The 24,158-nt window shown below is 71.4% G+C and carries 22 protein-coding genes; 11 read left to right on the plus strand and 11 right to left on the minus strand.

Annotated elements, in window-relative coordinates; genetic code table 11:
* Positions 1-146 precede the first annotated feature (146 nt).
* Entirely contained in the window at positions 147-1,790 is a 1,644-nt protein-coding gene (locus tag ACFWYM_RS15640; RefSeq protein WP_384836007.1) for a DNA repair helicase XPB, read from the minus strand.
* 385 nt (positions 1,791-2,175) lie between these two features.
* Here ACFWYM_RS15640 and ACFWYM_RS15645 point away from each other — a divergent pair, with 385 nt between their 5' ends.
* Positions 2,176-2,979, plus strand: a complete 804-nt coding sequence (locus tag ACFWYM_RS15645; protein ID WP_384836010.1) for a hypothetical protein — start codon at positions 2,176-2,178, stop codon at positions 2,977-2,979.
* A 144-nt stretch (positions 2,980-3,123) separates the two neighbouring features.
* Positions 3,124-3,348, plus strand: coding sequence for a hypothetical protein (locus ACFWYM_RS15650; RefSeq protein ID WP_384836013.1), 225 nt, complete (start codon positions 3,124-3,126; stop codon positions 3,346-3,348).
* 37 nt (positions 3,349-3,385) lie between these two features.
* Here the strand turns inward: ACFWYM_RS15650 and ACFWYM_RS15655 are convergent, their stop codons facing one another.
* Positions 3,386-4,216, minus strand: coding sequence for a protein kinase (locus ACFWYM_RS15655; protein WP_384836016.1), 831 nt, complete (start codon positions 4,214-4,216; stop codon positions 3,386-3,388).
* A gap of 74 nt (positions 4,217-4,290) precedes the next feature.
* Positions 4,291-4,647 carry a hypothetical protein gene (locus ACFWYM_RS15660; RefSeq protein ID WP_384836019.1) on the minus strand — a complete coding sequence of 119 codons (357 nt, stop codon included), beginning with the start codon at positions 4,645-4,647 and terminating at the stop codon, positions 4,291-4,293.
* Positions 4,648-4,843: 196 nt separating this feature from the next.
* Here ACFWYM_RS15660 and ACFWYM_RS15665 point away from each other — a divergent pair, with 196 nt between their 5' ends.
* Both ACFWYM_RS15665 and ACFWYM_RS15670 read left to right on the plus strand, forming a co-directional pair.
* Complete coding sequence (locus ACFWYM_RS15665; RefSeq protein WP_384836022.1) at positions 4,844-5,620, plus strand: helix-turn-helix domain-containing protein; 777 nt, start codon at positions 4,844-4,846, stop codon at positions 5,618-5,620.
* A 241-nt stretch (positions 5,621-5,861) separates the two neighbouring features.
* Positions 5,862-7,985, plus strand: a complete 2,124-nt coding sequence (locus ACFWYM_RS15670) for a HelD family protein (RefSeq protein WP_384836025.1) — start codon at positions 5,862-5,864, stop codon at positions 7,983-7,985.
* A gap of 90 nt (positions 7,986-8,075) precedes the next feature.
* Here the strand turns inward: ACFWYM_RS15670 and ACFWYM_RS15675 are convergent, their stop codons facing one another.
* Positions 8,076-8,765 carry a copper homeostasis protein CutC gene (locus tag ACFWYM_RS15675; RefSeq protein ID WP_384836028.1) on the minus strand — a complete coding sequence of 230 codons (690 nt, stop codon included), beginning with the start codon at positions 8,763-8,765 and terminating at the stop codon, positions 8,076-8,078.
* Between the two features lie 141 nt (positions 8,766-8,906).
* Positions 8,907-11,201 (minus strand): heavy metal translocating P-type ATPase, encoded by a 2,295-nt coding sequence (locus ACFWYM_RS15680; RefSeq protein WP_384836030.1) that lies wholly within the window; start codon positions 11,199-11,201, stop codon positions 8,907-8,909.
* Positions 11,202-11,388: 187 nt separating this feature from the next.
* Between ACFWYM_RS15680 and ACFWYM_RS15685 the strand changes: the two genes are divergently transcribed.
* A complete protein-coding gene (locus ACFWYM_RS15685; RefSeq protein ID WP_384836033.1) occupies positions 11,389-12,405 on the plus strand; it encodes a hypothetical protein in 1,017 nt (338 codons plus the stop codon).
* Between the two features lie 84 nt (positions 12,406-12,489).
* Here ACFWYM_RS15685 and ACFWYM_RS15690 read toward each other — a convergent pair whose 3' ends face one another.
* On the minus strand, positions 12,490-13,182 hold the full coding sequence (locus ACFWYM_RS15690) for a maleylpyruvate isomerase family mycothiol-dependent enzyme (protein WP_384836036.1): 693 nt from the start codon (positions 13,180-13,182) through the stop codon (positions 12,490-12,492).
* 66 nt (positions 13,183-13,248) lie between these two features.
* On the opposite strand from ACFWYM_RS15690, the gene ACFWYM_RS15695 reads away from it, so the two are divergent.
* Complete coding sequence (locus ACFWYM_RS15695; protein WP_384836039.1) at positions 13,249-14,013, plus strand: hypothetical protein; 765 nt, start codon at positions 13,249-13,251, stop codon at positions 14,011-14,013.
* A gap of 79 nt (positions 14,014-14,092) precedes the next feature.
* Positions 14,093-15,181 carry a GNAT family N-acetyltransferase gene (locus ACFWYM_RS15700; RefSeq protein ID WP_384836042.1) on the plus strand — a complete coding sequence of 363 codons (1,089 nt, stop codon included), beginning with the start codon at positions 14,093-14,095 and terminating at the stop codon, positions 15,179-15,181.
* 320 nt (positions 15,182-15,501) lie between these two features.
* Here ACFWYM_RS15700 and ACFWYM_RS15705 read toward each other — a convergent pair whose 3' ends face one another.
* Complete coding sequence (locus tag ACFWYM_RS15705) at positions 15,502-15,768, minus strand: DUF4031 domain-containing protein (RefSeq protein ID WP_384836045.1); 267 nt, start codon at positions 15,766-15,768, stop codon at positions 15,502-15,504.
* Positions 15,765-16,124, minus strand: a complete 360-nt coding sequence (locus tag ACFWYM_RS15710; protein ID WP_384836048.1) for a hypothetical protein — start codon at positions 16,122-16,124, stop codon at positions 15,765-15,767. The genes ACFWYM_RS15705 and ACFWYM_RS15710 overlap by 4 nt, the downstream gene beginning before the upstream one ends.
* A gap of 126 nt (positions 16,125-16,250) precedes the next feature.
* Between ACFWYM_RS15710 and ACFWYM_RS15715 the strand changes: the two genes are divergently transcribed.
* From ACFWYM_RS15715 to ACFWYM_RS15725, 3 genes are all read left to right on the plus strand, one after another.
* Entirely contained in the window at positions 16,251-17,174 is a 924-nt protein-coding gene (locus tag ACFWYM_RS15715) for a MurR/RpiR family transcriptional regulator (RefSeq protein ID WP_384836051.1), read from the plus strand.
* A 102-nt stretch (positions 17,175-17,276) separates the two neighbouring features.
* The gene (gene murQ, locus ACFWYM_RS15720; protein WP_384836054.1) at positions 17,277-18,248 is read left to right on the plus strand and encodes an N-acetylmuramic acid 6-phosphate etherase; all 972 of its coding nucleotides are present in this window, start codon (positions 17,277-17,279) and stop codon (positions 18,246-18,248) included.
* A 44-nt stretch (positions 18,249-18,292) separates the two neighbouring features.
* A complete protein-coding gene (locus ACFWYM_RS15725; protein ID WP_384836056.1) occupies positions 18,293-19,822 on the plus strand; it encodes a PTS transporter subunit EIIC in 1,530 nt (509 codons plus the stop codon).
* A gap of 94 nt (positions 19,823-19,916) precedes the next feature.
* On the opposite strand, the gene ACFWYM_RS15730 is transcribed toward ACFWYM_RS15725, so the two are convergent.
* Positions 19,917-20,426, minus strand: coding sequence for a hypothetical protein (locus ACFWYM_RS15730; protein ID WP_384836059.1), 510 nt, complete (start codon positions 20,424-20,426; stop codon positions 19,917-19,919).
* A 133-nt stretch (positions 20,427-20,559) separates the two neighbouring features.
* Between ACFWYM_RS15730 and ACFWYM_RS15735 the strand changes: the two genes are divergently transcribed.
* Complete coding sequence (locus ACFWYM_RS15735) at positions 20,560-21,075, plus strand: hypothetical protein (protein WP_384836062.1); 516 nt, start codon at positions 20,560-20,562, stop codon at positions 21,073-21,075.
* 32 nt (positions 21,076-21,107) lie between these two features.
* On the opposite strand, the gene ACFWYM_RS15740 is transcribed toward ACFWYM_RS15735, so the two are convergent.
* Both ACFWYM_RS15740 and groL read right to left on the minus strand, forming a co-directional pair.
* A complete protein-coding gene (locus ACFWYM_RS15740; protein ID WP_384836065.1) occupies positions 21,108-22,160 on the minus strand; it encodes an aldo/keto reductase in 1,053 nt (350 codons plus the stop codon).
* Between the two features lie 256 nt (positions 22,161-22,416).
* Positions 22,417-24,039 (minus strand): chaperonin GroEL, encoded by a 1,623-nt coding sequence (gene groL / locus ACFWYM_RS15745; protein WP_384836068.1) that lies wholly within the window; start codon positions 24,037-24,039, stop codon positions 22,417-22,419.
* Positions 24,040-24,158: the final 119 nt, after the last annotated feature.

The following is a 24,158-nucleotide window of genomic DNA, read 5'->3' on the forward strand; positions in this document are numbered from 1 at the left end:
CGGCGTCGAGGGAGTCGCGGACCCGGGCTGCTTCCTCGGTCCACTGAACGCGGTAGGTGTGACGGGGCTGCACGGTGTGATCCTTCGGTCAGTGGTGGCTCGTACTCCAGCGTACCGAGCCACCCACAGGTCCGAAGTCCGTTCGCTCAGCCGCCCGCCAGCAGCTCGTCCGCGTCCATGATCCGGTACGCGTACCCCTGCTCGGCCAGGAACCGCTGCCGGTGGGCGGCGAAGTCCTGGTCGATGGTGTCGCGGGCGACGACCGAGTAGAAGCGGGCCTCGTGCCCGTCCGCCTTCGGGCGGAGCACCCGTCCGAGCCGCTGCGCCTCCTCCTGCCGCGAGCCGAACGTGCCCGACACCTGGATGGCGACGGTCGCCTCCGGCAGGTCGATGGAGAAGTTCGCGACCTTCGACACCACGAGCACGGAGATCTCGCCCTGCCGGAACGCGTCGAAGAGCTTCTCGCGCACCGCGTTCGTCGTCTCGCCCTTGATGACGGGCGCGTCCAAGTGCTCGCCCAGCTCGTCGAGTTGGTCGATGTACTGGCCGATCACGAGGGTCTGCTGACCCGCGTGCTTCCTGACCAGCGCCTCGGTCACCTTCCGCTTCGTCGCCGTCGTCGCACAGAAGCGGTACTTCTCCTCGGCCTCGGCGGTGGCGTAGGCGAGCCGCTCGCTGTCGGTGAGATTGACCCGCACCTCGACGCAGTCGGCGGGCGCGATGTACCCCTGCGCCTCGATCTCCTTCCACGGAGCGTCGAACCTCTTCGGCCCGATGAGCGAGAAGACATCCGACTCCCGCCCGTCCTCGCGTACGAGGGTGGCGGTGAGCCCGAGCCGCCGCCGGGCCTGCAGATCGGCGGTGAACTTGAAAACAGGGGCAGGCAGCAGATGCACCTCGTCGTAGACGATGAGCCCCCAGTCCCGGGAGTCGAAGAGCTCAAGGTGCGGATAGATGCCCTTCCGCTTGGTCGTGAGCACCTGATACGTGGCGATGGTGACGGGCCGGATCTCCTTCTTGGTCCCGCTGTACTCGCCGATCTCGTCCTCGGTCAGGGACGTCCGCTTCACCAGCTCGTGCTTCCACTGCCGCGCGGAGACGGTGTTGGTGACGAGGATGAGCGTGGTCGCCTTGGCCTGCGCCATGGCCCCCGCGCCGACCAGGGTCTTCCCGGCCCCGCAGGGCAGCACGACCACGCCGCTCCCGCCGTGCCAGAAGCCCTCGACGGCCTGCTGCTGGTAGGGCCGCAGCGCCCAGCCGCTCTCGTCGAGGTCGATGGCGTGCGCCTCGCCGTCCACGTACCCGGCGAGGTCCTCGGCGGGCCAGCCCAGCTTGAGCAGCGTCTGCTTGATCTGGCCGCGCTCGGAGGGGTGCACGACGACGGTGTCCGGGTCGACGCGGGCCCCGACCAGCGGCTGGACCTTCTTCGACCGCAGGATCTCTTCGAGGACGGGCCGGTCCGTGGTCGTGAGCACGAGCCCGTGCGTGGGGTGCTTGGAGAGCGTGAGGCGCCCGTACCGGGCCATCGTCTCGGCGACGTCCACGAGCAGCGCGTGCGGCACGGGGTAGCGCGAGAACTCCACGAGGGCGTCCACGACCTGCTCGGCGTCGTGCCCGGCCGCGCGCGCGTTCCACAGGCCGAGCGGCGTGACCCGGTAGGTGTGGATGTGCTCGGGGGCGCGCTCCAGCTCCGCGAAGGGCGCGATGGCACGACGGCAGGCGTCGGCCTGCTCGTGGTCGACCTCCAGCAGGAGAGTCTTGTCCGACTGGACGATCAGGGGTCCGTTCACCGCGCGCTCGGCCCTTTCTGCTCGGAATCGGCCGGGAGGCCAAACGTCCAGTGTGCCGCATCGGGTGGACGTGTGGCCTGGGTCGCGGGTTCAGGCCGCCCGGGCCGGACGGTTCCGCGTCCCAGGCAGCGAGTTGGTCGGCCGCACCCGCCGTCGTGCGGCGACGGGTGTGGTGGTGCATGCGGGGTGCGGTGCTGAGGCATGTCTTACCGGTTATCCCATGTCGACCTTTCACTGGGACTCTCACTCAGATCTGTCACATGGAGCTTTCATTGAGGACCTCACAAGGACCGCTGGCACATCCATGATCGTCAGCTGATGCGGCACCGTCCGGGCCGCTGAACCGTTTGATGCTGCGGCGTCAGGATGGCTAGCGTCCGAAGGCATGAAGACGACGACGCCCACCGAGCGGGACCGACAGCGGGAGGCCACCGCGACCGGACGGGACACGCGTACGGCGGTCCTCGACCGCTCGGTCCGGGCCAGCGTGCCGTTGCGCAAGACCTTCGTGCAGGCGAACGCGGGGGGCGACAGCCGACACGGGCCCCTGAAGGACTTCGTGACAGGAAGGGACCTGCGGGGCCTCAAGGCATACCTGCTCATCGTGGCCGCGTGCAGCAACGGGGACACCGGCTGGTCGACCAGGCACGACAGCGCGGTGTGGGCGAGGCTGATGGACATTCACAAGACTGCGGATGACCAGTCCGCCCGCACGGGTGCCTGGCGGGCCCTGCTCCGGCTGCGTGAACGCAAGCTGATCGACTGCCAACGCGACGGGACCATGATCACGGTCACTCTCAGGCGCGAGGACGGCAGTGGGCGGATCTACGACCGCCCCGACGGCAAGACCGAGGAGAACCGCTATCTCCAGATCCCGGCCACGTTCTGGACGACGGGCCGCGACGAGAGCCTCGACCTGCCCGGCCTTGCCCTGTTCCTGGTCGTCGCTCGCGAGAAGAACTGGTCGGCCTTCCCGGCAGAGAAGGCCCCCGAGTGGTACGGCTGGTCCGCCGACACCCATGAGCGCGGGCTGAGGAAGCTCATCGCTCTCGGGCTTGTCGAGCGACGCGATCACTACATCAAGGCCCCCTTCGCCCCGCTCGGTTTCTCCAAGACCCACCAGTACAAGCGCACCGCCATCGCGAAACCGCGCAAACCCCGGAAGAAGGCCGCGACTTCTGGGCGATGAGCAGGCCGCCCTTGCGGAGCCAACCCTGCCGTCTCGCACTCTGCCGTACACCTGGCGCCCCCGGCACGCAGATGGTGCGGGGCCCCTCATGCCCGCCTTCCGCCTGCGGACAGCCCGCAGGCTCACCCAAGGAGGAGACCTCCCATGTCCGCCACCACCAACCAGCCTCCGCCGCCGGCCCCGCAGCCCTCGGGCACGGACCCCGTGCTGGTCCTGGTGCTGGGGCTCGTCGTCGTCCTGGTCCTGGGCGCCACGCTCTACCTGTGTGTGGTCCACCCCTCGCTGGCCGGTCCGATCGGAGCCGTGGGTGGAATGGCCTCAGCGCTGGCTACCGCACTCGGCGTGGCGATCGGCCTCCGCCGACGTTGAGCATCCATCAGAGGGTGAAATCCGCTGTTTCCTCGCCCTACTTGGCCGCCTCGCGGAAGTCCGCCATCACCTCTGCGAGGGTCGGCCGGTCATACGGCTCGTAGCTCAGCATGCGGTCCACCACGCCACCGAAGGGTTCCGGGAGGTCGAAGGGCCGTCGTTTGTTGTCGACCACTGCCTGTCGCTGCTCCTCGCGCTCCGCATCGTCCGGGTACTCCATTGCCCTGACGCTCGTGGCGCAGATCAGCAGGGACGCCCCCAGTGCGTACACGTCTGCGGCGGGAGACGGAGTGGCCGTGCCGGTCGCGAGGACGTTGCGGGAAATCTCCGGGGCCTCGTAGTGGACCAGGCACCCGGGATACGGGAAGTCATACAGAGCGGGGACCTTGCCACCCCGTGCGAAGGCGAGGTCGATCAGCCGCACTCCGTCACTCACGATCAAGTGCGCGGGCTGCACGTCCCCGTGCACCCAACCGTCGCTGTGGAGCCGATCCAGTGCCTCCGCACAGTCGGCGGCGGTCCGGTAGTCGATGGATGCCTGACGGTCCTTTCGTTGGTCTCCCCACAGAGGCCAGAGGCTCAGGCCGTCGAACCAGGGCTGAACACTCCACGTGCCTCGATCCCATGTGCCGTAAGCGACATGAGGGCGTCCCAGAGCATGCAGGACGGAGGCTTCCCGGGCGGGGGCGAGAGCTGTGTACCCGCGCTGCTCATCGATGGGGGCGCCGACCTTGACGGCCACGCGCCCGTGCGGCTCGGATTCCGCCTCCCACACGATCGACCCACGACGGTCCGCAACGACTCTCACGGCCTTGGGCTGAACGACCGCTCGAACCTCGGACGGCAACTCGGTGATGGTCTCGGACACCCGATTGACTCCTTCCCGGGTAGAGGGGGACCGGCCCCCGATGAGGACCGGTCCCCCTGACGTTGGGCTACCGCCTACGCGTTGCTGTAGGGGCGTCCGTCGTCGGAGTCGCACTGCGAGATGCCGCCTTCGACGTGAGCCCAATACTTGTCCTGGATGACGTAACCGGCGTCGAGAATCGCCGACTTGGTGTACGCGAGCGAGCCCGCAGGACGCCCACCCTTCTCGGGGTGCGGGTTGTGGTGCAGGAAGCGGCCCGCGACGCGGTCGAAGAGTTCAGCAGCTTCGCGCGTGTGCAGCAGGATCGCGTGAACGCCACGGTCAACGGCTTCGGACGGCATGAGCGGCGCCCCCGTGTGCAAGGCCACGGCGCCGTAGTAGGCCAGTGCCTGGTCGATGATGCCGGGCGCGTGCCGGGGGTCTTCCTTCATGTCGTTGTGTCCGGGTGACACTCCGAGAGGGCTTCGGGCTTCGACCACTTCCTGTCCCCTCTCGGGTTGGCGTCACGCTGCGATGTTCGCTGACTCCTCCACGTCACTGCGATGTCAAGGAAGGCGTCCGAGGGACGTCGGATTGAGGGCGTCAATTCGGTGTCATTACAAGGACATTGGGACTAGCGTGGATCACATGACAGCCACGGTCACGGAGCCGAACGACACCCTGCGTGCCATCCGGATCGGCATGCGCATGAGCCAAGAGGACTTCGCCAAAGCCCTGCGCAAGGCAGGCGCGGAACTGGACGAGCCCAACGAAGCGAGCAAGCGGCTCGTCCAGCGTTGGGAGTCCGGCATAAGCAAGTCCCCCCGAGGGGTCTACGTCCGGGCCCTGGAGCATGTCACAGGGCGCCCCATCGAAGAGCTGGGGTTCACACTGACTGTCATGGCACGAGTGCACGACGACGGCGCAGGGGGCCACGACATGGACCCGGACCCTGAAGGCGTGGCCGCAGCGTCCCCGGACGCGGACAGGGCCGCAGCGAAGGCCGAAGAGCAGTACGGAGGCGTGTGGCTGTCCCGGTACGAGTACTACTCGTCAGGCCGAGACAGTACGTACGAGGGCAAGCACTACGTGGTGGTGGTGCAGACCGGCAGCCGACTCACAGTCCGGAGCCTGCCCGGAGCCAGCAGCAACCCTGACAGTCCCCTGTCCATCGACCTGACGCTGGACCGGTCAGTCGTCACGGGTTCCTGGACCGAGCAGACGGCATCGGATGGCTACTACCAGGGCGCCCGCTACCACGGCGCCGTTCAGATGCTGGTGGAGCCGACAGGGCGGCGCATGGCCGGGAAGTGGGTCGGCTTCGGCAAGGACTTCGACGTGAACACCGGGCCTTGGGAGCTGCGTCTCATGGACCCCTCCACGAACAAGGCGGCGCTGGAGCGGTACAGCTGCCCTCCGGAATAGGGCACCGCAGCCAAGAGCCCGCCGGCCTGCCGACCCACGGCAGACTGGCGGGGCTTCGCCGTGGACCCCAGCGACGACCGGCCACCGGGAAATTCATTGGCACCCCCACCCACCCCTCGCTTAGGATCCTCCTTTCCCCCGCCTCCCTCTGAGTGGAGCGCCGCCGCCCGGACGGAAACCGGTCGGCCCGACGCCGGAAGGCTCCAGGCCCGCCACATCCCGTCGCCGCCGGAGGAACCCCTTGTCAGCCCCGTCCGCCCCGTCCGCCCCCTCAGGACCGACCGCCCCGTCCACCCCGTCCGCCCCCTCAGGGCCGCCCGCCCTCGACCCCTCGGACCCTCTCTCCCGTGAGCGCGCCCACCTCGCCGCGTCCCGTGCCGCCCTGCGCGCCATGCGGGAGGACGCCGAGGCCCTGGACATCAGAGACGTCACCGCGAACTGGGTGAACGCCGCCGTCCTGCAGAGCCAGATCGACGACCGCATCAAGGCGCTCGCCGATCTCGCCCACACCCCGCTGTTCTTCGGGCGCCTCGACTATCTGCACGCGCCGGGGGCGGAGCAGGCCGAGGGGGCGGAGGGCGAGCAGTTCTACATCGGGCGGCGGCATGTGCACGACGCCGACGGGGACCCGATGGTGATCGACTGGCGCGCGCCGGTCTCGCACGCCTACTACCGGGCCTCGAAGAAGGACCCGATGGACGTCGCCCTGCGGCGCCGGTTCGGGTACACGGGCGGCGACCTCACCGCGTACGAGGACGAGAACCTGGGGGACGACACCGCCCCGGACGCGTACGCGAGCAAGCTCCTCCAGGAGGAGATCGAGCGGCCCCGCGTCGGGCCGATGCGGGACATCGTCGCCACCATCCAGCCCGAGCAGGACGAGATCGTGCGCGGGGACCTGGGCGGGAGCGTGTGCGTGCAGGGCGGGCCCGGGACCGGGAAGACCGCCGTCGGCCTGCACCGGGTCGCGTATCTCCTCTACGCGCACCGGGAGCGGCTCGCCAGGACGGGGACGCTGGTCATCGGGCCGAACAAGTCCTTCCTCCACTACATCGAGCAAGTCCTTCCCGCCCTCGGCGAGTTGGAGGTCAAGCAGGCGACCGTCGACGACCTGGTCGCGCATGTGGAGGTGCGCGGGCAGGACGGGGCCGCGGCGGCCGTGGTCAAGGGCGACGCCCGCATGGCGGAGGTGCTGCGGCGGGCGGTGCGCTCGCATGTCGTCATGCCGACCGAGGGTCTCGTGGTGGTGCGGGGGTCGCGGCGGTGGCGCGTGGCGCCCTATGAACTCGCAGAGATCGTCGAGGAGTTGCTCGCCCGCGACATGCGGTACGGGGCCGCCCGGGACGCGCTGCCGCAGCGCATCGCGCACGCCGTGCTCGTCCAGATGGAGCGGTCCGGGGAGGCGCCGGACGACCGGGTGCAGGACGCCGTCGCGCGCAACACCGCGGTGAAGGCCGCGGTGAAGACCGTCTGGCCGGCCGTCGACCCCGCCAAGCTGGTGCTCCGGCTGCTCTCCGACGCCGACTTCCTCGCCGCGCACGCGGAGGGGCTGCTCAGCGAGGACGAGCAGCAGACCATCCTGTGGACCAAGCCCGCGCGCAGCGTGAAGACCGCCAAGTGGTCCGCCGCCGACGCCGTGCTGATCGACGAGGCGAGCGACCTCGTCGCGCGCACGCACTCGCTCGGCCACGTCGTGCTCGACGAGGCGCAGGACCTCTCCCCCATGCAGTACCGCGCGGTGGGGCGCCGCTGCACCACCGGCTCCGCCACCGTCCTCGGCGACCTCGCGCAGGGCACCACGCCCTGGGCGACGCGGAGTTGGGAGGAGGCGCTCACGCACCTCGGCAAGCGGGAGGCGGTGGTGGAGGAGCTGACGGCCGGCTTCCGCGTGCCGACGGACGTCATCACGTACGCCTCGCGCCTGCTCCCGCACATCGCGCCGGGGCTCACCCCGGTCTCGTCGGTCCGGGAGAATCCGGGCGCCTTCACCGTCCGCGCGATCGCCTCGGACGCCGACGTGGTCACGGCCGTCGAGGAGTCGCTGCGCCGCGAGGGCTCGATCGGGCTCATCGCGGCGGACGCCCGTATCCCCGCGCTGGCGGAGGCGCTGGCGGCGGCCGGGCTCGGCCACCTCTCCCCCGGCGAGGAGACGACGGCCGAGACCCGCCTCACCCTCGTCCCCGCCTCCCTCGCCAAGGGCCTCGAGTACGACTACGTGGTCCTGGACGAGCCCGCCGCCGTGGTCGACGGCGAGCCCGACGAACGGACGGGCCTGCGGCGGCTGTACGTGGCGCTGACGCGTGCGGTGTCGGGGTTGACGGTGGTGCACGCGGCAGAGCTGCCGGGGCAGCTGGACGGGCAATAGCCCGTCCGGCGTTTGAGGGCGAGGCCGTTCAGGCCGATACGGGGGTCTGGGGGCGGAGCCCCCAGAGGAGACGGCGCCCCACCGAGAGGCTCAGCTGTCGAGAGCGTCCCGCCACTCCCGTACCGCATCGGCGGAGACGGGTGCCGACCAGCCGTCGGGCCGGGCGGCGCCTCCGATGTGGAAGGCGTCCACCCCGGCGGCCCTGAGCCCCGGCAGATGATCGAGGCGGAGCCCTCCGCCGATGAGCATCTGCTGTTCGTAGCCGGGCTCACCGCGCCGCGCCGCCTCCGCGAGCAGCGTCGGCAGGCCGTCGTCGACGCCCGCGGCCGAGCCCGCCGTGAGGTAGGTGTCCAGGCCCGGCAGGTCCGCGAGCTGCTTGCGCAGGGCGTCGCGGTCGGCGGCGCGGTCGATGGCCCGGTGGAAGGTCCAGCGGCAGCCGTCGAGCGCGCCCACCAGGGCCTCGACCGCCGCGAGGTCCGCCTCGCCCGTCTCGGTGAGGAAGCCGAGCACGAACTCGTCGGCGCCCTCGGCGCGCAGCTCGCCGGCCCGGCGGACCAGCTCCGCCACGTCCCCGGCCGCGAAGCCGTCCGCGAGGCGCAGCATCACGCGCAGCGAGATGTCCACGGAGGCGCGGATCGCGGCGAAGGTCTCGCGGGACGGGGTGAGCCCGTCCGCGGCCATGTCCGTGACCAGCTCGAGCCGGTCCGCGCCTCCGGCCTGGGCGGCGACCGCGTCCTCGGCGTCGAGGGCGATCACCTCCAGGACTGCACGCTCGCTCATGGGGGTCCTTCCGTTCGGTCACCAGGCGGGACACACAGGTCTAGTCCAATTACCCACCAGCGTACGCGCAGATCGCCCCGGCGCGCTTCCAAAGCGCCGGGGCGATCGTCAGATTGCGTACATGTACATGCCACGCCGGGTTCAGCTCAGCGGCTTGAACCCCCGCAGGCGCAGGCTGTTGCCGACCACGAAGACCGACGAGAACGCCATCGCCGCACCCGCGATCATCGGGTTGAGCAGCCCCGACGCGGCCAGCGGCAGCGCCGCCACGTTGTAGGCGAAGGCCCAGAACAGGTTCGACTTGATCGTGCCGAGGGTCTTGCGGGAGAGCCGGATCGCGTCGGCCGCGGCGCGCAGGTCCCCGCGTACGAGGGTCAGGTCGCCCGCCTCGATCGCGGCGTCCGTGCCCGTGCCCATCGCCAGACCGAGGTCGGCCTGCGCCAGCGCCGCCGCGTCGTTGACGCCATCGCCCACCATCGCGACCGAACGGCCCTCTCCCTGAAGGGACTTGACGACGTCGACCTTGTCCTGCGGCATGACCTCCGCGATGACGTGCTCCGGGGCGATGCCCACCTCGGCCGCGACCGACTCCGCGACCGCCTTGTTGTCGCCGGTCAGGAGGATCGGGGTCAGACCCAGGTCGCGCAGCCGCCGGATCGCCTCCGCGCTGGTCTCCTTCACCGCGTCGGCGACCTCCAGGACCGCCCGCGCCTCGCCGTCCCAGGCGACCGCGATGGCGGTGCGCCCGGCGGCCTCCGCCTCGGCCTTGGCCCGTTCGAGGGCGACGGGCAGGTGGATCTCCCATTCCTTGAGCAGCTTCTCGCGGCCGACGAGGACGGCGTGGCCCTCGACGATGCCCTGCACACCGAGGCCCGCGACGTTCGCGAAGTCCTCCGGCACCGGCAGCGCGCCGACCTTCTCGGCCGCCCCGGTCGCCACGGCCTGCGCGACGGGGTGCTCCGAGGCGTGCTCCAACGCCCCGGCCAGGCGCAGGACTTCGGCCTCCTCGACGCCCTCGGCGGTGACCGTGCCGAGCAGCGTCATCCGGCCCGTGGTCACCGTGCCGGTCTTGTCGAGGACGATCGTGTCGACCTTGCGGGTGGTCTCCAGGACCTCGGGGCCCTTGATCAGGATGCCGAGCTGCGCGCCGCGCCCCGTGCCCACCATCAGCGCGGTCGGGGTCGCGAGCCCCAGGGCGCACGGGCAGGCGATGATCAGGACGGCGACGGCGGCCGTGAAGGCGGCGGTGAGTCCGGCGCCGTTGCCGAGCCAGAAGCCGAGGGTGGCGAGGGCGAGGCCGATGACGACCGGCACGAAGACCGCCGAGATCCGGTCCGCGAGGCGCTGCGCCGCGGCCTTGCCGTTCTGGGCGTCCTCGACGAGCCTGGCCATCCGGGCGAGCTGGGTGTCGGCGCCGACGCGGGTGGCTTCGACGACGAGCCGCCCGCCCACGTTCAGGGTGGCCCCGGTGACGGAGTCCCCGACGCCCACCTCGACCGGCACGGACTCGCCGGTCAGCATCGAGGCGTCCACGGCGGAGGCACCCTCGGCGACGCGCCCGTCGGTGGCGATCTTCTCCCCGGGCCGGACCAGGAACCGGTCCCCGACCTTCAACTCACCGACGGGGACGGTCATTTCATGCCCGCCGTCGTGGATGACGGTGACGTCCTTGGCGCCCAGCTGGAGCAGCGCCTTCAGGGCCGCGCCCGCCTTGCGCTTCGAGCGGGCCTCGAAGTAGCGGCCGGCGAGGATGAAGGCGGTGACACCGGCCGCCGCCTCCAGATAGATGTTGCCCGCGCCGTCGCTGCGCTCGATGGTCAGCTCGAAGGCGTGCGTCATGCCGGGCGTCCCTGCCGTGCCGAAGAACAGCGCCCACAGGGACCACAGGAACGCGGCCGAGGTGCCGACCGAGATCAGCGTGTCCATGGTGGCGGCGCCGTGCCGGGCGTTGGTGAACGCGGCCTTGTGGAAGGGCCAGGCCGCGTACGTCACGACGGGCGCGGCGAGCGTCAGGGACAGCCACTGCCAGTACTCGAACTGGAGGGCAGGGACCATCGCCATGGCGATGACGGGCACGGACAGCACGACGGCGGTGATCAACCGCTCGCGCAGCGGCCGCAGTTCGGCACCGCCGTCCTCGCCCTCGCCCTCCCCCTCTTCCCCGGGGACGGCTCCCTCCCGTACGGGAGCGGGCTCCTGTGCGGTGTAGCCGGTGGCCTCGACGGTGGCGATGAGGTCGGCGACGGCGACGGCGGCGCCCTCGTCGACGCGGTAGCTGACCTTCGCCTTCTCGGTGGCGTAGTTGACGGTCGCCTCGACGCCCTCCATGCGGTTGAGCTTCTTCTCGATCCGGGCGGCGCAGGAGGCGCAGGTCATGCCACCGATGGCGAGTTCGACCTCTGCCACCTCGGTGGGCCCAGGTGTGGTGGTGGACATGTCTGCCGCTCCTCGTGCTCGGGTAGCCGGGTGACCGGATACCCTGGGTGGGTATCGCCGACGACCACATTTATACCCCTGGGGGGTACCTAACGCAAGAGCCGATCCCGCTTGACTTCATACCCCTGGGGGGTATCTTCGAGTGAGTCGAGATGAGTCGGGACCACCGAGCGCTCAGGGAGCCGTCATGAACACGGGACTGAAGATCACCGCCTTCGCCGCCGCCGTCGCCGCGACCTTCGGGACCGCGTACGGGGTGGGCAAGGGAGTCGACCCCGTCGCGGACAAGGCCCCGACGGCACAGCACGGGAAACACGACGGCGCCACGGAGAAGGGCGGGCAGACGGGGAAGGGGAAGGGGAAGGACGGCGGGCACGGGGGCCACGCGGCCGCCGCCCCCGGTGGCCTGCAGATCTCGGACCAGGGCTACACGCTGGACCTGAAGACGCCGCGCCTGACCGCCGACCGGCGCACGGAGCTGCGGTTCGCCGTCGTCAAGGACGCCACCGGGCGCAAGGTCACCGCGTACCGGACGGAGCACGGCAAGGAGCTGCACCTCATCGTCGCCGCACGCGACCTGACCAGCTACCGCCATCTGCATCCGACCCGCGCGGCGGACGGCACCTGGTCGACACCGGTCACGCTGCCCGAGGCGGGCGGCTACCGCGTCTTCGCCGACTTCCGGGCGGCGGACGCGAAGGAGGGCCTCACCCTCGGCGCGGACCTCGCGGTGGCGGGCACGTACACGCCGAAGGAGCTGCCCGCGCACAGCGCCACGGCCCGGGTGGACGGCTACGAGGTGCGCCTGAAGGGCGAGTTGACGGCGGGCCGGGCGAGCGAGCTGACCCTGAACGTGACGAAGGACGGCAAGAAGGTACGCGACCTGCAGCCCTACCTCGGCTCCTACGGCCATCTGGTCGCGCTGCGCGCCGGCGACCTCGCCTACCTCCACGTGCACCCGAACGGCGAGCCGGGCGACGGCAGGACCGAGGCGGGCCCCGGCGTCTCCTTCACGGCGACGGCGGCGAGCCCGGGCGCGTACCGCCTGTTCCTCGACTTCAAGCACGAGGGCACGGTCCGCACGGCGGCGTTCACGGTGCACGCGGGGGCAGCGGACGGCGACCGGACCCCGGACGCCGACCAGGCCGAGGGCGCCAAGGACTCCGAGGACGCCGGGGACGCCTCGGGCGGGCACGAGCACTGACGCCGCCGCCTCCCGCCGAGTCCCCCTGCGCACGGTCGCTGTGCGCAAGGGGACTCACGTCTGCACACCAGAAGCCGGCAGACGCTAGAAGACCGACAGCTCCCCTTCCTTCGCCCCCGCCAGCTCGTACCGCGCCCCCACCACCGGCCGCCCCGCACACAGCCGGATCAGCGTCGGGCCGTCGCCGATGTAGCGGGCCGGGGACCGCGTTCCGTCGCCCACACCGAGCAGCAGCGGCTCGTCGAGACCGTCGACGTCGGCGTGCAGGGGCAGCGACTTCACGCGGCGGCTCATGCCCACGAGCAGCGGCAGCGCCTCCACGAGCCCGGCACCCCCGTACGCCCCGGGCTTCCCCCACGCCTCCCGTACGTCACCGGCGTGGATCCACTCTCCGAGGGCGACCCCGTCCAGGACCCCCTTGTACTCGGCGATCACCGCGCCCGCCTCCGTCATCCCGCGCTCCAGCTCGTCCACCACGCGGGAGTGGGACCAGTCGGCGCGCTCGGCGATGTCCCGCTCATTGGACTCGGGGCTGTACACGCCCTTCTCGAAGCGCTGCTCGAGCACCCGCGTCAGGGCGGCCGAGCAGTGCGCGAGCACGTCCCGCACCGTCCACCCGGGGCAGGCGGTGCGCAGCCCGTACGCGTCGTCGGGCGCCGCCCGCAACAGCGGGATCAGCGCGTCGCGTTCGGCGCGCAGCAGCCGCCCCGGCCGCTCGGGGTCGTACGTCTCGTCGTGCGTCGGGTCGTTCGTCAGGTCGTTCGTCGAGTCGCTCATGAGGGAACAGCCAAGCGGGAGCCGGTGCGTGGCCGCAATGGGTGCCGCGGTGGTTAGGGTCGGCGCATGGCAGATGAAGAGGACGCGGGGCTGCGGGACGACGCGGGGGCGCGCGACGAGAAGGCGCGCGACGAGAAGGACGTACGCGACCTGGGCGACCTGGGTGACTTGGGTGACGACCTGCGCGACCGCTGGCACGAGACCCTGGTGCGCGCCCGCGAGGCTGCCGGTGGACCGGACCCCACGTCGGCCGATGCGCCCGAACCCGCCCCCTACGCGGACAACCTCCTCGCCCGCTGGGCCGAACCCCAGCGCCGGTACCACACCACCGCGCACCTCGCGGCGGTCCTGGACCACATCGACGTACTGGAGGAGCACGCGGACGCGCCCGATCTGGTGCGGCTCGCGGCCTGGTTCCACGACGCCGTGTACGCACCGGACCGGTCCGAGAACGAGGAGCGGTCCGCGCGCCTCGCCGAACGGGCCCTGCCCGAGGCCGGGTTGAGCCAGGAGGCCACCGCCGAGGTCGCCCGACTGGTGCGGCTCACGGTCACGCACGACCCGGCCGAGGGCGACCGCGATGGCGAGGCGCTGTGCGACGCGGACCTCGCGATCCTGGCGGCGCCCGACGACGCGTACGCCGCCTATGCCGCCGCCGTCCGCGAGGAGTACGCCTTCGTGCCGGACGAGGCGTTCCGCCAGGGCCGCGCGGCGGTGCTGCGCCAGCTGCTCGACCTGCCGCGACTGTTCCGCACCCCGTACGGGGCGAAGGAGTGGGAGGCACGGGCCCGCGAGAACCTGACCACGGAGCTGGATCTGCTGTCCCCCTGAAGCCAAGCCCTGGATCTGCTGTCCCCCTGAAACCCAAATCCGCTGTTCCCCCGGCACCCCGCCTGCATACCCTCTGCGCATGCTTGCCATGGGTGGAGACCAAGTCGACCAGGCGGTGGCGCACGCGGTGACCGCGCTGCGCACCGTGACCGACCAGGACTGGAGCGTCAACGCGGGCGGCCTGGAGTGGAGTTGTCTCTACACGGCCGAGCACATCGCGGGCGACTTCATCGGATACGCGACGAATGTGACGGGCCGCACGGCCGCGCACGGCGACTACGTCCCCTTCGACATCATCCTGGAGAAGGGCACCGACCCCGAGGGCGCGGTCCGCGTCGTCGAGGCCACCGGCGGCCTGCTCGCCGCCGTCGTCAGGACCGCACCGGCGACGGCGCGCGGCTGGCACCCGTATCCGAACGGCAGCGCCGACGCGACCGGCTTCGCCGCCATGGGGATCGCCGAACTGCTCCTGCACACCCACGACATCATGACCGCGCTCGGCGACGGGTACGAGCCGCCGTCCGACCTCTGCGAGGCCCTGCTGGCCTGGATCTTCCCGCACGTCACACCGGCCACGGACGCGTCCGCGCACTGGCCCACGCTGCTCTGGGCCACGGGCCGCGGCACGCTCCCCGGCCGGGCCCGCCTGCCGAAGTGGAGGTGGCACAACGCGATCCACCTCCCCTCCCCCACCGGCCGCGTCGCCCTGAAGGAGGTCACTCCCGCCGCGGCGGCCGACCTGGCGGCGGGCGGCACGGGGTTCCTGGAGTGGCTCGGCGGCGCCCCCTTCGAGGGGACACGCAGGGCGGCGAACCAGGTCACCAAGGCGTACGCGGAGGGGACGCACCGGCCCGAGTGGGGCATGTTCGCGATCGTGCGCGCGGAGGACGGGGTCGCGGTGGGCGGCATGGGCTTCCACGGGCGGCCGGACGAGGACGGGCGGACGGAGGTCGGGTACGACCTGGTCGAGGGGGCGCGGGGCACGGGGTACGCGACGGAGGCGCTGCGGGTGCTGGCGGGGTGGGCGTTCGAGCAACCGGAGAAGGCCGCGGTGCTGCACGCTGTCGTCGACCAGGGCAACGAGGCGTCGCAGGCCGTGGCTGAGCGGGCGGGCTTCATCCGGGTCGCCGACCGGGGGGAGCTGCGGGTGTACGAGGCGCGGCCCTAGCCCTGCGGGGCTCTTTCCCCAGTCCCGCCCCTTCCTGAAACGGCGACTCCGTCGCCCTGGGCGGGCCTTCCTGGGGCTGCGCCCCTAGACCCCCTGTCGGCGCTGAACGCGCCTCGTCCTCAATCGCCGGACGGGCTGTACCGTGCCCGCTCGGGCTATACCGTGCCCGCTCAGGCAAGTCACTCAGCCCGTCCGGCGTTTGAGGACGAGCCCTTAAGGCGATAAAGGCCCACCCAGGGCCGACGAAGTCGGCGGATTCGGGAAGGGGCGGGACTGGGGAAAAGCCCCCCGGCAGGGGCACCCGCACCCCCCTACGCCCCCTACGCCGGCCGCCCCTTAGGCCGCCTCAGCCCCGCCTCCGTCAGCCTCCGCACCAGCTCCTTGGACCCCACCTCCACCGCCCCGGCCCGCACCGCGTCCCCGTACCGAGCCGACGGCACGTCATAGTGGTCCCGCTCGAAGGCCCGCTCCGGCACCCCCAACTCCCGCGCGAACCGGTGCAGTTCGTCGAACGAGACGTCGCTCACCAGGTGCGACCACAGCCGCCCGTGCCCCGGCCAGGTCGGCGGGTCTATGTACACGGTCACAGAATCGCCGCCCCCAGCGACCCCACCGCCGCAACCACCACCCCCGCCTTCCCGCACACCCAGTGCGGATCCGGCCCCAGCTCCGGCTCCACATCCAGCGCATGCGGATCACCCGAGCCGCAGACCGGGCACAGCGGCCAGCGCCCGTACTTCTCCAGGAGCGCGTCCTGGACGTCCTGCGCGACGAGCCCCGCCACGTACTCCGCGCCCTGTGGCCACTGCCCGACCCACCAGCGCCGCTGCACGATCGAGTCCTCGACCAGCGAGACGACGTCCGGCTCGGCGACGTCGCCCGAGACGAGGTCGGCGAGGACGAGGGCGCGGGCCGCGTGGAGCGCCTGTTCCGATGGATCCATGGGTCCATTGTCGCCCCACGCCCCACCCGGCCCGAACGTCCCGCGAACGCCCCGGCGAAAGCCCCCGCGAAGCCCGGGACCTTCGGGCTCTTGACCGCATAAGGACTCCGAAAATATCTTTCAAGAGTGAGCAATGACGTGAAGGAAATTTTCGCAGGCACCGCACCGCCCGCCCCGGCGGCCCTCGCGGCCAAGGTGCGCACCCTCGCGCCGTCGATGACCCGCTCCATGCAGCGCGTCGCCGAGGCCGTCGCGGGTGACCCGGCGGGCTGCGCGGCGCTCACCGTCACCGGACTCGCCGAGCTCACCGGCACCAGCGAGGCCACCGTGGTCCGCACCGCCCGGCTCCTCGGCTACCCCGGCTACCGGGACCTGCGCCTCGCGCTCGCCGGGCTCGCCGCCCAGCAGCAGTCGGGCCGCGCCCCGGCCGTCACGGCCGACATCGCCGTGGACGACCCCATCGCCGACGTGGTCGCCAAGCTCGCCTACGACGAGCAGCAGACCCTCGCCGACACCGCCGCGGGGCTCGACACGGTCCAGCTCGGCGCCGCCGTCTCCGCCCTGGCCGGGGCCCGCCGCGTGGACATCTACGGCGTCGCCGCCTCCGGCCTGGTCGCCCTCGACCTGGCACAGAAGCTGCTGCGCATCGGCCAGGTCGCGCACGCCCACTCCGACCCGCACCTCGCGGTCACCAACGCCGTCACCCTCCGGGCCAAGGACGTGGCGATCGCGATCACCCACTCCGGCTCGACGGGCGACGTGATCGAGCCGCTGCGCGTCGCCTTCGAGCACGGGGCCACCACCATCGCGATCACCGGCCGGCCGGACGGGCCCGTGTCGCAGTACGCCGACCACGTCCTGACCACCTCCACCGCCCGCGAGAGCGAGCTGCGCCCCGCCGCGATGTCCTCGCGCACCAGCCAACTCCTCGTCGTGGACTGCCTGTTCGTGGGCGTCGCCCAGCGGACGTACGAGACCGCGGCCCCCGCCCTCGCCGCCTCGTACGAGGCGCTGGCCCCCCGCCACAGCCCCCGGGGCACCGGCCGCTGACCCCGGCCCGCCCCGGACCGGACCGGGCCGCTGACCATGGCCCACCCCGGACCGGACCCGAGACCCTCACCCCTCCCCCGTACTGAGAAAGAGCCGCACGCCATGACCTCCACCACCGACGCCGCCGCCCCCGGGGAGAACTACGGAGAGCTGCGCGCCCAGCTGGACACCCTCACCACCGAGGCGTTCCGGCCGGAGCTCTCCGAGATCGACCGGCTGCCCACGCCGGAGATCGCGCGGATCATGAACGGGGAGGACGCCGGCGTCCCCACCGCCGTCGCCGCCCAGCTCCCCTCGATCGCCGCCGCCATCGACGGCGCCGCCGAGCGCATGGCCCGCGGCGGCCGCCTGATCTACGCGGGCGCGGGCACCGCCGGGCGCCTCGGCGTGCTCGACGCCTCCGAGTGCCCGCCCACCTTCAACACCGGCCCGGACGAGGTCGTCGGCCTGATCGCGGGCGGCCCGAGCGCGATGGTCACGGCCGTCGAGGGCGCGGAGGACAGCAAGGAGCTGGCCGCCGCGGACCTGGACGCCCTGCACCTGACCGCGGACGACACCGTCGTGGGCATCTCCGCCTCCGGCCGCACCCCGTACGCGATCGGCGCCGTCGAGCACGCGAAGGCGCGGTACGGCGCGCTCACCGTCGGGCTCTCCTGCAACGCCGACAGCGCCCTGGCCGCCGCCGCGGACCACGGCATCGAGGTCGTCGTCGGCCCCGAACTCCTCACCGGCTCCACCCGGTTGAAGGCGGGCACCGCCCAGAAGCTCGTCCTCAACATGCTCTCCACGATCACGATGATCCGGCTCGGCAAGACGTACGGGAACCTGATGGTCGACGTACGCGCTTCGAACGAGAAGCTGCAGGCCCGCTCCCGCCGGATCGTCTCCCTGGCCACGGGCGCCGACGACGCCGCCATCGAGGCCGCACTCGCCGCGACGGACGGGGAGGTGAAGAACGCGATCCTCACGATCCTCGGCGATGTGGACGGCCCGACGGCCGCCCGCCTGCTGACGGAGTCGAAGGGCCACCTCCGCGCGGCCCTGTCCAACGCCCGCCCCCAGAGCACCAGTTGACCCACCCGGGCCCTCGGGTCCACCGCACCGCGTAAGGCCGCACCATGAGCACAGACAAGAACCGCGCCACCGCCGCCGCGATCCTCCCCCTCGTGGGAGGGGCGGCCAACGTCACCACCGTCGCCCACTGCATGACCCGGCTCCGCCTGGGCCTCGCCGACCGCTCCCTGGTCCAGGACGAGGCGCTGAAGGCGCTGCCGGACGTGCTGGGCGTGGTCGAGGACGACACGTACCAGATCGTCCTCGGCCCCGGGAAGGTCGCCCGGGTCACGCCGGAGTTCGAGGCCCTGGTGGCGGAGGGCCGCTCGGCCGAGCCCTCAGCCACCGCCGAACACACCCTCACCGCCGATGAGTTGGCGGCTCAGGGCGCGGCCATCAAGGCGGCGCGGAAGGAGAAGAACGCCACCCCGTTCAAGCTCTTCCTGCGCCGCATCGCCAACATCTTCGTGCCCCTCATCCCGGCCCTCATCGGCTGCGGCATCATCGCGGGCATCAACGGCCTCCTCATCAACCTGGGGTGGCTGCCCGCCATCACCCCGGCCCTCGCCGCCATCGCCTCCGGATTCATGGCGCTGATCGCGGTGTTCGTCGGCTTCAACACGGCGAAGGAGTTCGGCGGCACCCCGATCCTCGGCGGCGCGGTCGCGGCCATCATCGTGTACGCGGGCGTCGCCGACATCGAGGCGTTCGGGCAGAAGCTCTCCCCGGGCCAGGGCGGTGTCCTCGGCGCACTGGGCGCGGCGGTGTTGGCCACTTACATCGAGAAGTGGTGCAGGAAGTGGGTGCCGGAGGCGGTGGACGTCCTGGTCACCCCCACCCTCACGGTCCTCATCTCCGGCCTCGTCACGATCTTCGGCCTGATGTTCCTCGCGGGCGAGGTCTCCACCGGCATCGGCACGGCCGCCAACTGGCTCCTCGACAACACCGGCGCCTTCGCGGGCCTGGTCCTCGGCGGCCTCTTCCTGCCGCTGGTCATGCTGGGCCTGCACCAGGCGCTGATCCCGATCCACACCACCCTCATCGAGCAGCAGGGCTACACCGTTCTGCTGCCCATCCTGGCGATGGCGGGCGCGGGCCAGGTCGGCTGCGCGATCGCGGTCTTCAAGCGCCTCAAGCACAACAAGTCGATCCGTACGACGATCAAGTCCGCCCTCCCCGCGGGCTTCCTGGGCGTCGGCGAACCGCTCATCTACGGCGTCTCGCTCCCCCTCGGCCGCCCCTTCATCACGGCGTGCGTGGGCGGCGCGGCGGGCGGCGCGTTCATCGGCGCCTTCTCGATGCTCGGCGACAAGGTCGGCTCGACGGCCATCGGCCCGTCCGGCTGGGCCCTGTTCCCCCTCCTCGACGGCAACAAGGGCCTCGGCCTCACCGCCGCGATCTACGGCGGCGGCCTCCTCGTCGGCTACCTGGTCGGCTTCTTCACCACGTACTTCTTCGGCTTCAGCAAGCAGATGCTGGTGGACCTGAACGCGGACCCCCAGGAAGCAGCCGCGGGCGAGCCGGCGGCGGCACAGGCCGAGGGAGCGGATTCCCTGCGCCCGGCGGCCCCGGCCCCGGAAGCGGCGAAGGTCTGACCCGCCGAGCACCCCTGCCCCTGGGCGCGGCGCCGGGCATCCCCCTCGGCGCCGCGCCCGGAAGCATCTCTAGGCGCCGCGCCCAGCAGCATCTCTAGGCGCCGCGCCGGGCCCCCCGCGGCCACACCACATCCACCGGCAGCCCCAACTCCCGTGCCGCGCCCACCACATCGGCGGTGCCCCCGCCCTTCCCGGTGGGCGGCGTCCCGTCCCACACGGCCACGAGCCGGTCGGCGCGCGCGAGCAGGGCGCGGTTGGCGGCCTCGTACGCGTCCCGGCCCGCCGTCTCGTACGGCATGACCGCCACCTCGGCCGCCGCCCGCACCAGCCGGTCGAAGTCCGCGGCGTACGACGGCGTGACCTGCGCGGCGCGGTAGTCCCGCGACGGGATGACGGCGACCAGCCGGCCCCCCGCCGCCAGCACCGCGTCCGCGAACAGCGCGTCGGCGCCCGCCGCCAGGCAGGACAGACCGGTGAGCCCGGCCCCGGCGCACGGCGCGAGCAGCCGTGCCAGCTCCGCCCGTACGAGCGGCACGGCCGGCCCGGCCAGGTCCATGTGCCCGGTCACCGCGATGGCGGTGGCGGCCGTGGCGCTCGTACTCATGTCCCGGACCCTAGCCGACGGCCGACAGCCGACGACGGACGACGGACCACCGACGACCGACGACCGACGACCGACCGCTGAACGATTCCCAAGGGTCTGGTGGGGCAAGGGAGTTGCGCGGCATCATTCCGCTATGACCGAGATGCGGGACGCCCTCTGGAACGAGTCCATAGGCCCGGCCGACTACCGCGAGTCCGACTCCTCCGACCGCTACCGGACCGCCGTCTTCGAGCAGTACAAGCTGTGCGTGGAGCTGGCCGACCGCTCCAGCGCGCGCCGCAGCGTCTCCAACACGTTCTTCCTCACCGCCAACAGCGTCCTCGTCACCGTGCTCGCCACGGCCGCCCCCGAGCTGCGCGACGGGATCTCGGTGTGGCTGCTGCTGCCCGGGTTCGTGATCCTGCTGACGATGTGCATCTCGTGGTTCGTCCTCGTGCGCTCCTACCGCCAGCTCAACAAGGTCAAGTGGCAGGTCATCGGCGCCCTGGAGGAGCGGCTGCCCGCGTACGCCTACTCACGCGCGGAGTGGGGCTTCCTCGGCGAGGGCCGGGACCCGAGGAAGTACCTCCAGATCTCGTACGTGGAGCAGTGGGTCCCCATCGTCTTCGCCCTCGCCTACCTGCTGGGCTTCCTGGCCCTGACGCTCTGAACCCCAGCGCGCCGAACCCCCGCACGCACCCTTCAGGCCGCGGCCCGGTCCCCCGCCGGGCGCCGCCGCCCCGCCGTGTCGGTGAGGGCGGGCGGGGTCCAGGCCCCGTCGGCCCGGTAGAGGTCGGTGCCCGGCGGGACCAGCTCATCGATGCGGTCGAGCGTCGCGTCGTCGAGGGTGAGCGCGGCGCCCTTGAGGAACAGCTCCAGCTGCTCCTGGGTGCGCGGGCCGAGGATCACCGAGGTGACGGCGGGGTGCGCGAGCGGGAAGGCCACCGCCAGCTCGGGCAGGGTGCAGCCCAACTCCCCGGCCAGCTCGTGCAGTTGCTCCGCGACGGCCAGCTTCTCGGCGTTGCCGGGGACGGCCGGGTCGAACCGCTGCCGGTTGAGCCTGGCGCGGTTGCCTTCGAGGTCCACGGGCAGCCCCGTGCGGTACTTGCCGGAGAGGAAGCCGGAGGCGAGCGGCCCCCAGGTCAGGACGCCCATGTTGAGGCGGCGGGCGGTCGGGAGGACGGACTTCTCGATGCCGCGGGCCAGGATCGAGTACGGCGGCTGCTCAGTACGGAAGCGCATGAGCCCGCGCCGCTCCGCGACGTGGTGGGCCTCGACGATGTCCTCGGCGGGGAAGGTCGAGCACCCGAAGGCCCGTATCTTGCCCTCCCGTACGAGATCACCGAGCACCCCGAGGGTCTCCTCCACATCGGTCGTGTGGTCGGGGCGGTGGATCTGGTAGAGGTCGATCCAGTCGGTGCCGAGGCGGCGCAGGCTGTCCTCCACGGCGCGCACGATCCAGCGCCGCGAGTTCCCGCCCCGGCCCGGGCCCTCGCCGCCCATCGGGAAGTGCGCCTTCGTCGCGAGCACGACGTCGTCGCGGCGGCCGCGCAGCGCCTTGCCGGTGATCTCCTCGGACTCACCGGCCGAGTAGATGTCGGCGGTGTCCACGAAGTTGATGCCCGCGTCGAGCGCGGTGTGGACGGCGCGCACGCACGCGTCGTGGTCGGGGTTGCCGATGGCACCGAACATCATCGTGCCGAGGCAGTAGGTGCTGACCTCGATGCCGGTGCCGCCGAGAACGCGATAGCGCATGGTGAACTCCCTTGCCGAAGCGGTCCGTCGAAGCCCGAAGCCAGAGGCCAGAGGCCAGAGGCCGAAGACCGAAGATGACCGCACCTTAGGAGTTGGAGTTCACTCCACCGCAAGCCCGCCAGGCCCCGCAGCCCCCGCACCACGCGCCGAGGGCGGCACCCCCCTGGGAGAAGGGGTGCCGCCCTCGACGTGAAGCGGGTACTACAGGTACTGCGGGTACTGCGGGTCATGCCATGAACTACTGAACCTCGGGGGCTCAGAAGTCCATGTCACCGCCCGGCATGCCGCCCGGAGCGGCCGCGGCGGCCTTCTCCGGCTTGTCGGCGATGACGGCCTCGGTGGTGAGGAACAGCGCGGCGATGGAGGCGGCGTTCTGCAGGGCAGAGCGGGTCACCTTCGCCGGGTCGATGATGCCCTCGGCGATCATGTCCACGTACTCGCCGTTCGCGGCGTTCAGGCCGTGACCGGGGGTGAGGTTGCGGACCTTCTCCACGATGACGCCACCCTCGAGGCCGGCGTTCACGGAGATCTGCTTCAGCGGGGCCTCCAGGGCCAGCTTCACAGCGGCGGCACCGGTGGCCTCGTCACCCTCGAGCTCGAGCTTCTCGAAGACGGAGGAAGCCTGCAGCAGGGCCACGCCACCACCGGCGACGATGCCCTCCTCGACGGCCGCCTTGGCGTTGCGCACGGCGTCCTCGATGCGGTGCTTGCGCTCCTTGAGCTCGACCTCGGTCGCGGCACCGGCCTTGATGACGGCCACGCCGCCCGCGAGCTTCGCCAGGCGCTCCTGGAGCTTCTCGCGGTCGTAGTCCGAGTCCGAGTTCTCGATCTCGGCGCGGATCTGGTTGACCCGGCCCTGGACCTGGTCGCTGCTGCCGGCGCCGTCGACGATGGTCGTCTCGTCCTTGGTGATGACGACCTTGCGGGCGCGGCCGAGGAGCTCCAGACCGGCGTTCTCCAGCTTGAGGCCGACCTCCTCGGAGATGACCTCGCCGCCCGTGAGGATGGCGATGTCGTTCAGCATCGCCTTGCGGCGGTCGCCGAAGCCCGGAGCCTTGACGGCGACGGACTTGAAGGTGCCCTTGATCTTGTTGACGACCAGGGTCGACAGGGCCTCGCCCTCGACGTCCTCGGCGATGATCAGCAGCGGCTTGCCGGACTGCATGACCTTCTCGAGGAGCGGCAGCAGGTCCTTGACCGAGCCGATCTTCGAGTTGACGATCAGGATGTACGGGTCGTCGAGCGACGCCTCCATACGCTCCATGTCGGTGGCGAAGTACGCCGAGATGTAGCCCTTGTCGAAGCGCATGCCCTCGGTGAGCTCCAGCTCCAGACCGAAGGTCTGGGCCTCCTCGACCGTGATGACGCCTTCCTTGCCGACCTTGTCCATGGCCTCGGCGATGAGCTCGCCGATCTGGGTGTCGGCGGCGGAGATGGAGGCCGTCGAAGCGATCTGCTCCTTGGTCTCGACATCCTTCGCCTGCTCGAGCAGGGCGCCCGAGACGGCCTCGACGGCCTTCTCGATGCCGCGCTTCAGGGCCATCGGGTTGGCACCGGCGGCCACGTTGCGCAGACCCTCGCGGACGAGCGCCTGGGCGAGGACGGTCGCGGTCGTCGTGCCGTCACCGGCGACGTCGTCCGTCTTCTTCGCGACCTCCTTGACCAGCTCGGCGCCGATCTTCTCGTACGGGTCCTCGAGCTCGATCTCCTTGGCGATGGACACACCATCGTTGGTGATCGTGGGGGCGCCCCACTTCTTCTCGAGGACGACGTTGCGACCCTTGGGGCCCAGGGTCACCTTGACGGCGTCGGCGAGCTGGTTCATGCCGCGCTCGAGGCCGCGCCGTGCCTCCTCGTCGAACGCGATGATCTTGGCCATGTGAAGTGGTCCTCCCGGACAGATGGGGTCTCCCCCAGCTCGTCAAGAGCTTGGGGAAGGAAAATCCGGACCGCACTGGTGCCCGCGACGGACGGCCTGCAGCCCTTGTGGTTCCTTGC

Source organism: Streptomyces sp. NPDC059009, from assembly GCF_042740175.1.
GTDB lineage: Bacteria > Actinomycetota > Actinomycetes > Streptomycetales > Streptomycetaceae > Streptomyces.

Coding starts and splice junctions, on each gene's coding strand:
- ACFWYM_RS15645 (WP_384836010.1), top strand. CDS start 2,176: ATGAAGACGACGACGCCCACCGAGCGGGACCGACAGCGGGAGGCCACC.
- ACFWYM_RS15650 (WP_384836013.1), top strand. CDS start 3,124: ATGTCCGCCACCACCAACCAGCCTCCGCCGCCGGCCCCGCAGCCCTCG.
- ACFWYM_RS15660 (WP_384836019.1), bottom strand. CDS start 4,647: ATGAAGGAAGACCCCCGGCACGCGCCCGGCATCATCGACCAGGCACTG.
- ACFWYM_RS15665 (WP_384836022.1), top strand. CDS start 4,844: ATGACAGCCACGGTCACGGAGCCGAACGACACCCTGCGTGCCATCCGG.
- ACFWYM_RS15675 (WP_384836028.1), bottom strand. CDS start 8,765: ATGAGCGAGCGTGCAGTCCTGGAGGTGATCGCCCTCGACGCCGAGGAC.
- ACFWYM_RS15680 (WP_384836030.1), bottom strand. CDS start 11,201: ATGTCCACCACCACACCTGGGCCCACCGAGGTGGCAGAGGTCGAACTC.
- ACFWYM_RS15685 (WP_384836033.1), top strand. CDS start 11,389: ATGAACACGGGACTGAAGATCACCGCCTTCGCCGCCGCCGTCGCCGCG.
- ACFWYM_RS15690 (WP_384836036.1), bottom strand. CDS start 13,182: ATGAGCGACTCGACGAACGACCTGACGAACGACCCGACGCACGACGAG.
- ACFWYM_RS15695 (WP_384836039.1), top strand. CDS start 13,249: ATGGCAGATGAAGAGGACGCGGGGCTGCGGGACGACGCGGGGGCGCGC.
- ACFWYM_RS15700 (WP_384836042.1), top strand. CDS start 14,093: ATGCTTGCCATGGGTGGAGACCAAGTCGACCAGGCGGTGGCGCACGCG.
- ACFWYM_RS15710 (WP_384836048.1), bottom strand. CDS start 16,124: ATGGATCCATCGGAACAGGCGCTCCACGCGGCCCGCGCCCTCGTCCTC.
- murQ (WP_384836054.1), top strand. CDS start 17,277: ATGACCTCCACCACCGACGCCGCCGCCCCCGGGGAGAACTACGGAGAG.
- ACFWYM_RS15725 (WP_384836056.1), top strand. CDS start 18,293: ATGAGCACAGACAAGAACCGCGCCACCGCCGCCGCGATCCTCCCCCTC.
- ACFWYM_RS15730 (WP_384836059.1), bottom strand. CDS start 20,426: ATGAGTACGAGCGCCACGGCCGCCACCGCCATCGCGGTGACCGGGCAC.
- ACFWYM_RS15735 (WP_384836062.1), top strand. CDS start 20,560: ATGACCGAGATGCGGGACGCCCTCTGGAACGAGTCCATAGGCCCGGCC.
- ACFWYM_RS15740 (WP_384836065.1), bottom strand. CDS start 22,160: ATGCGCTATCGCGTTCTCGGCGGCACCGGCATCGAGGTCAGCACCTAC.
- groL (WP_384836068.1), bottom strand. CDS start 24,039: ATGGCCAAGATCATCGCGTTCGACGAGGAGGCACGGCGCGGCCTCGAG.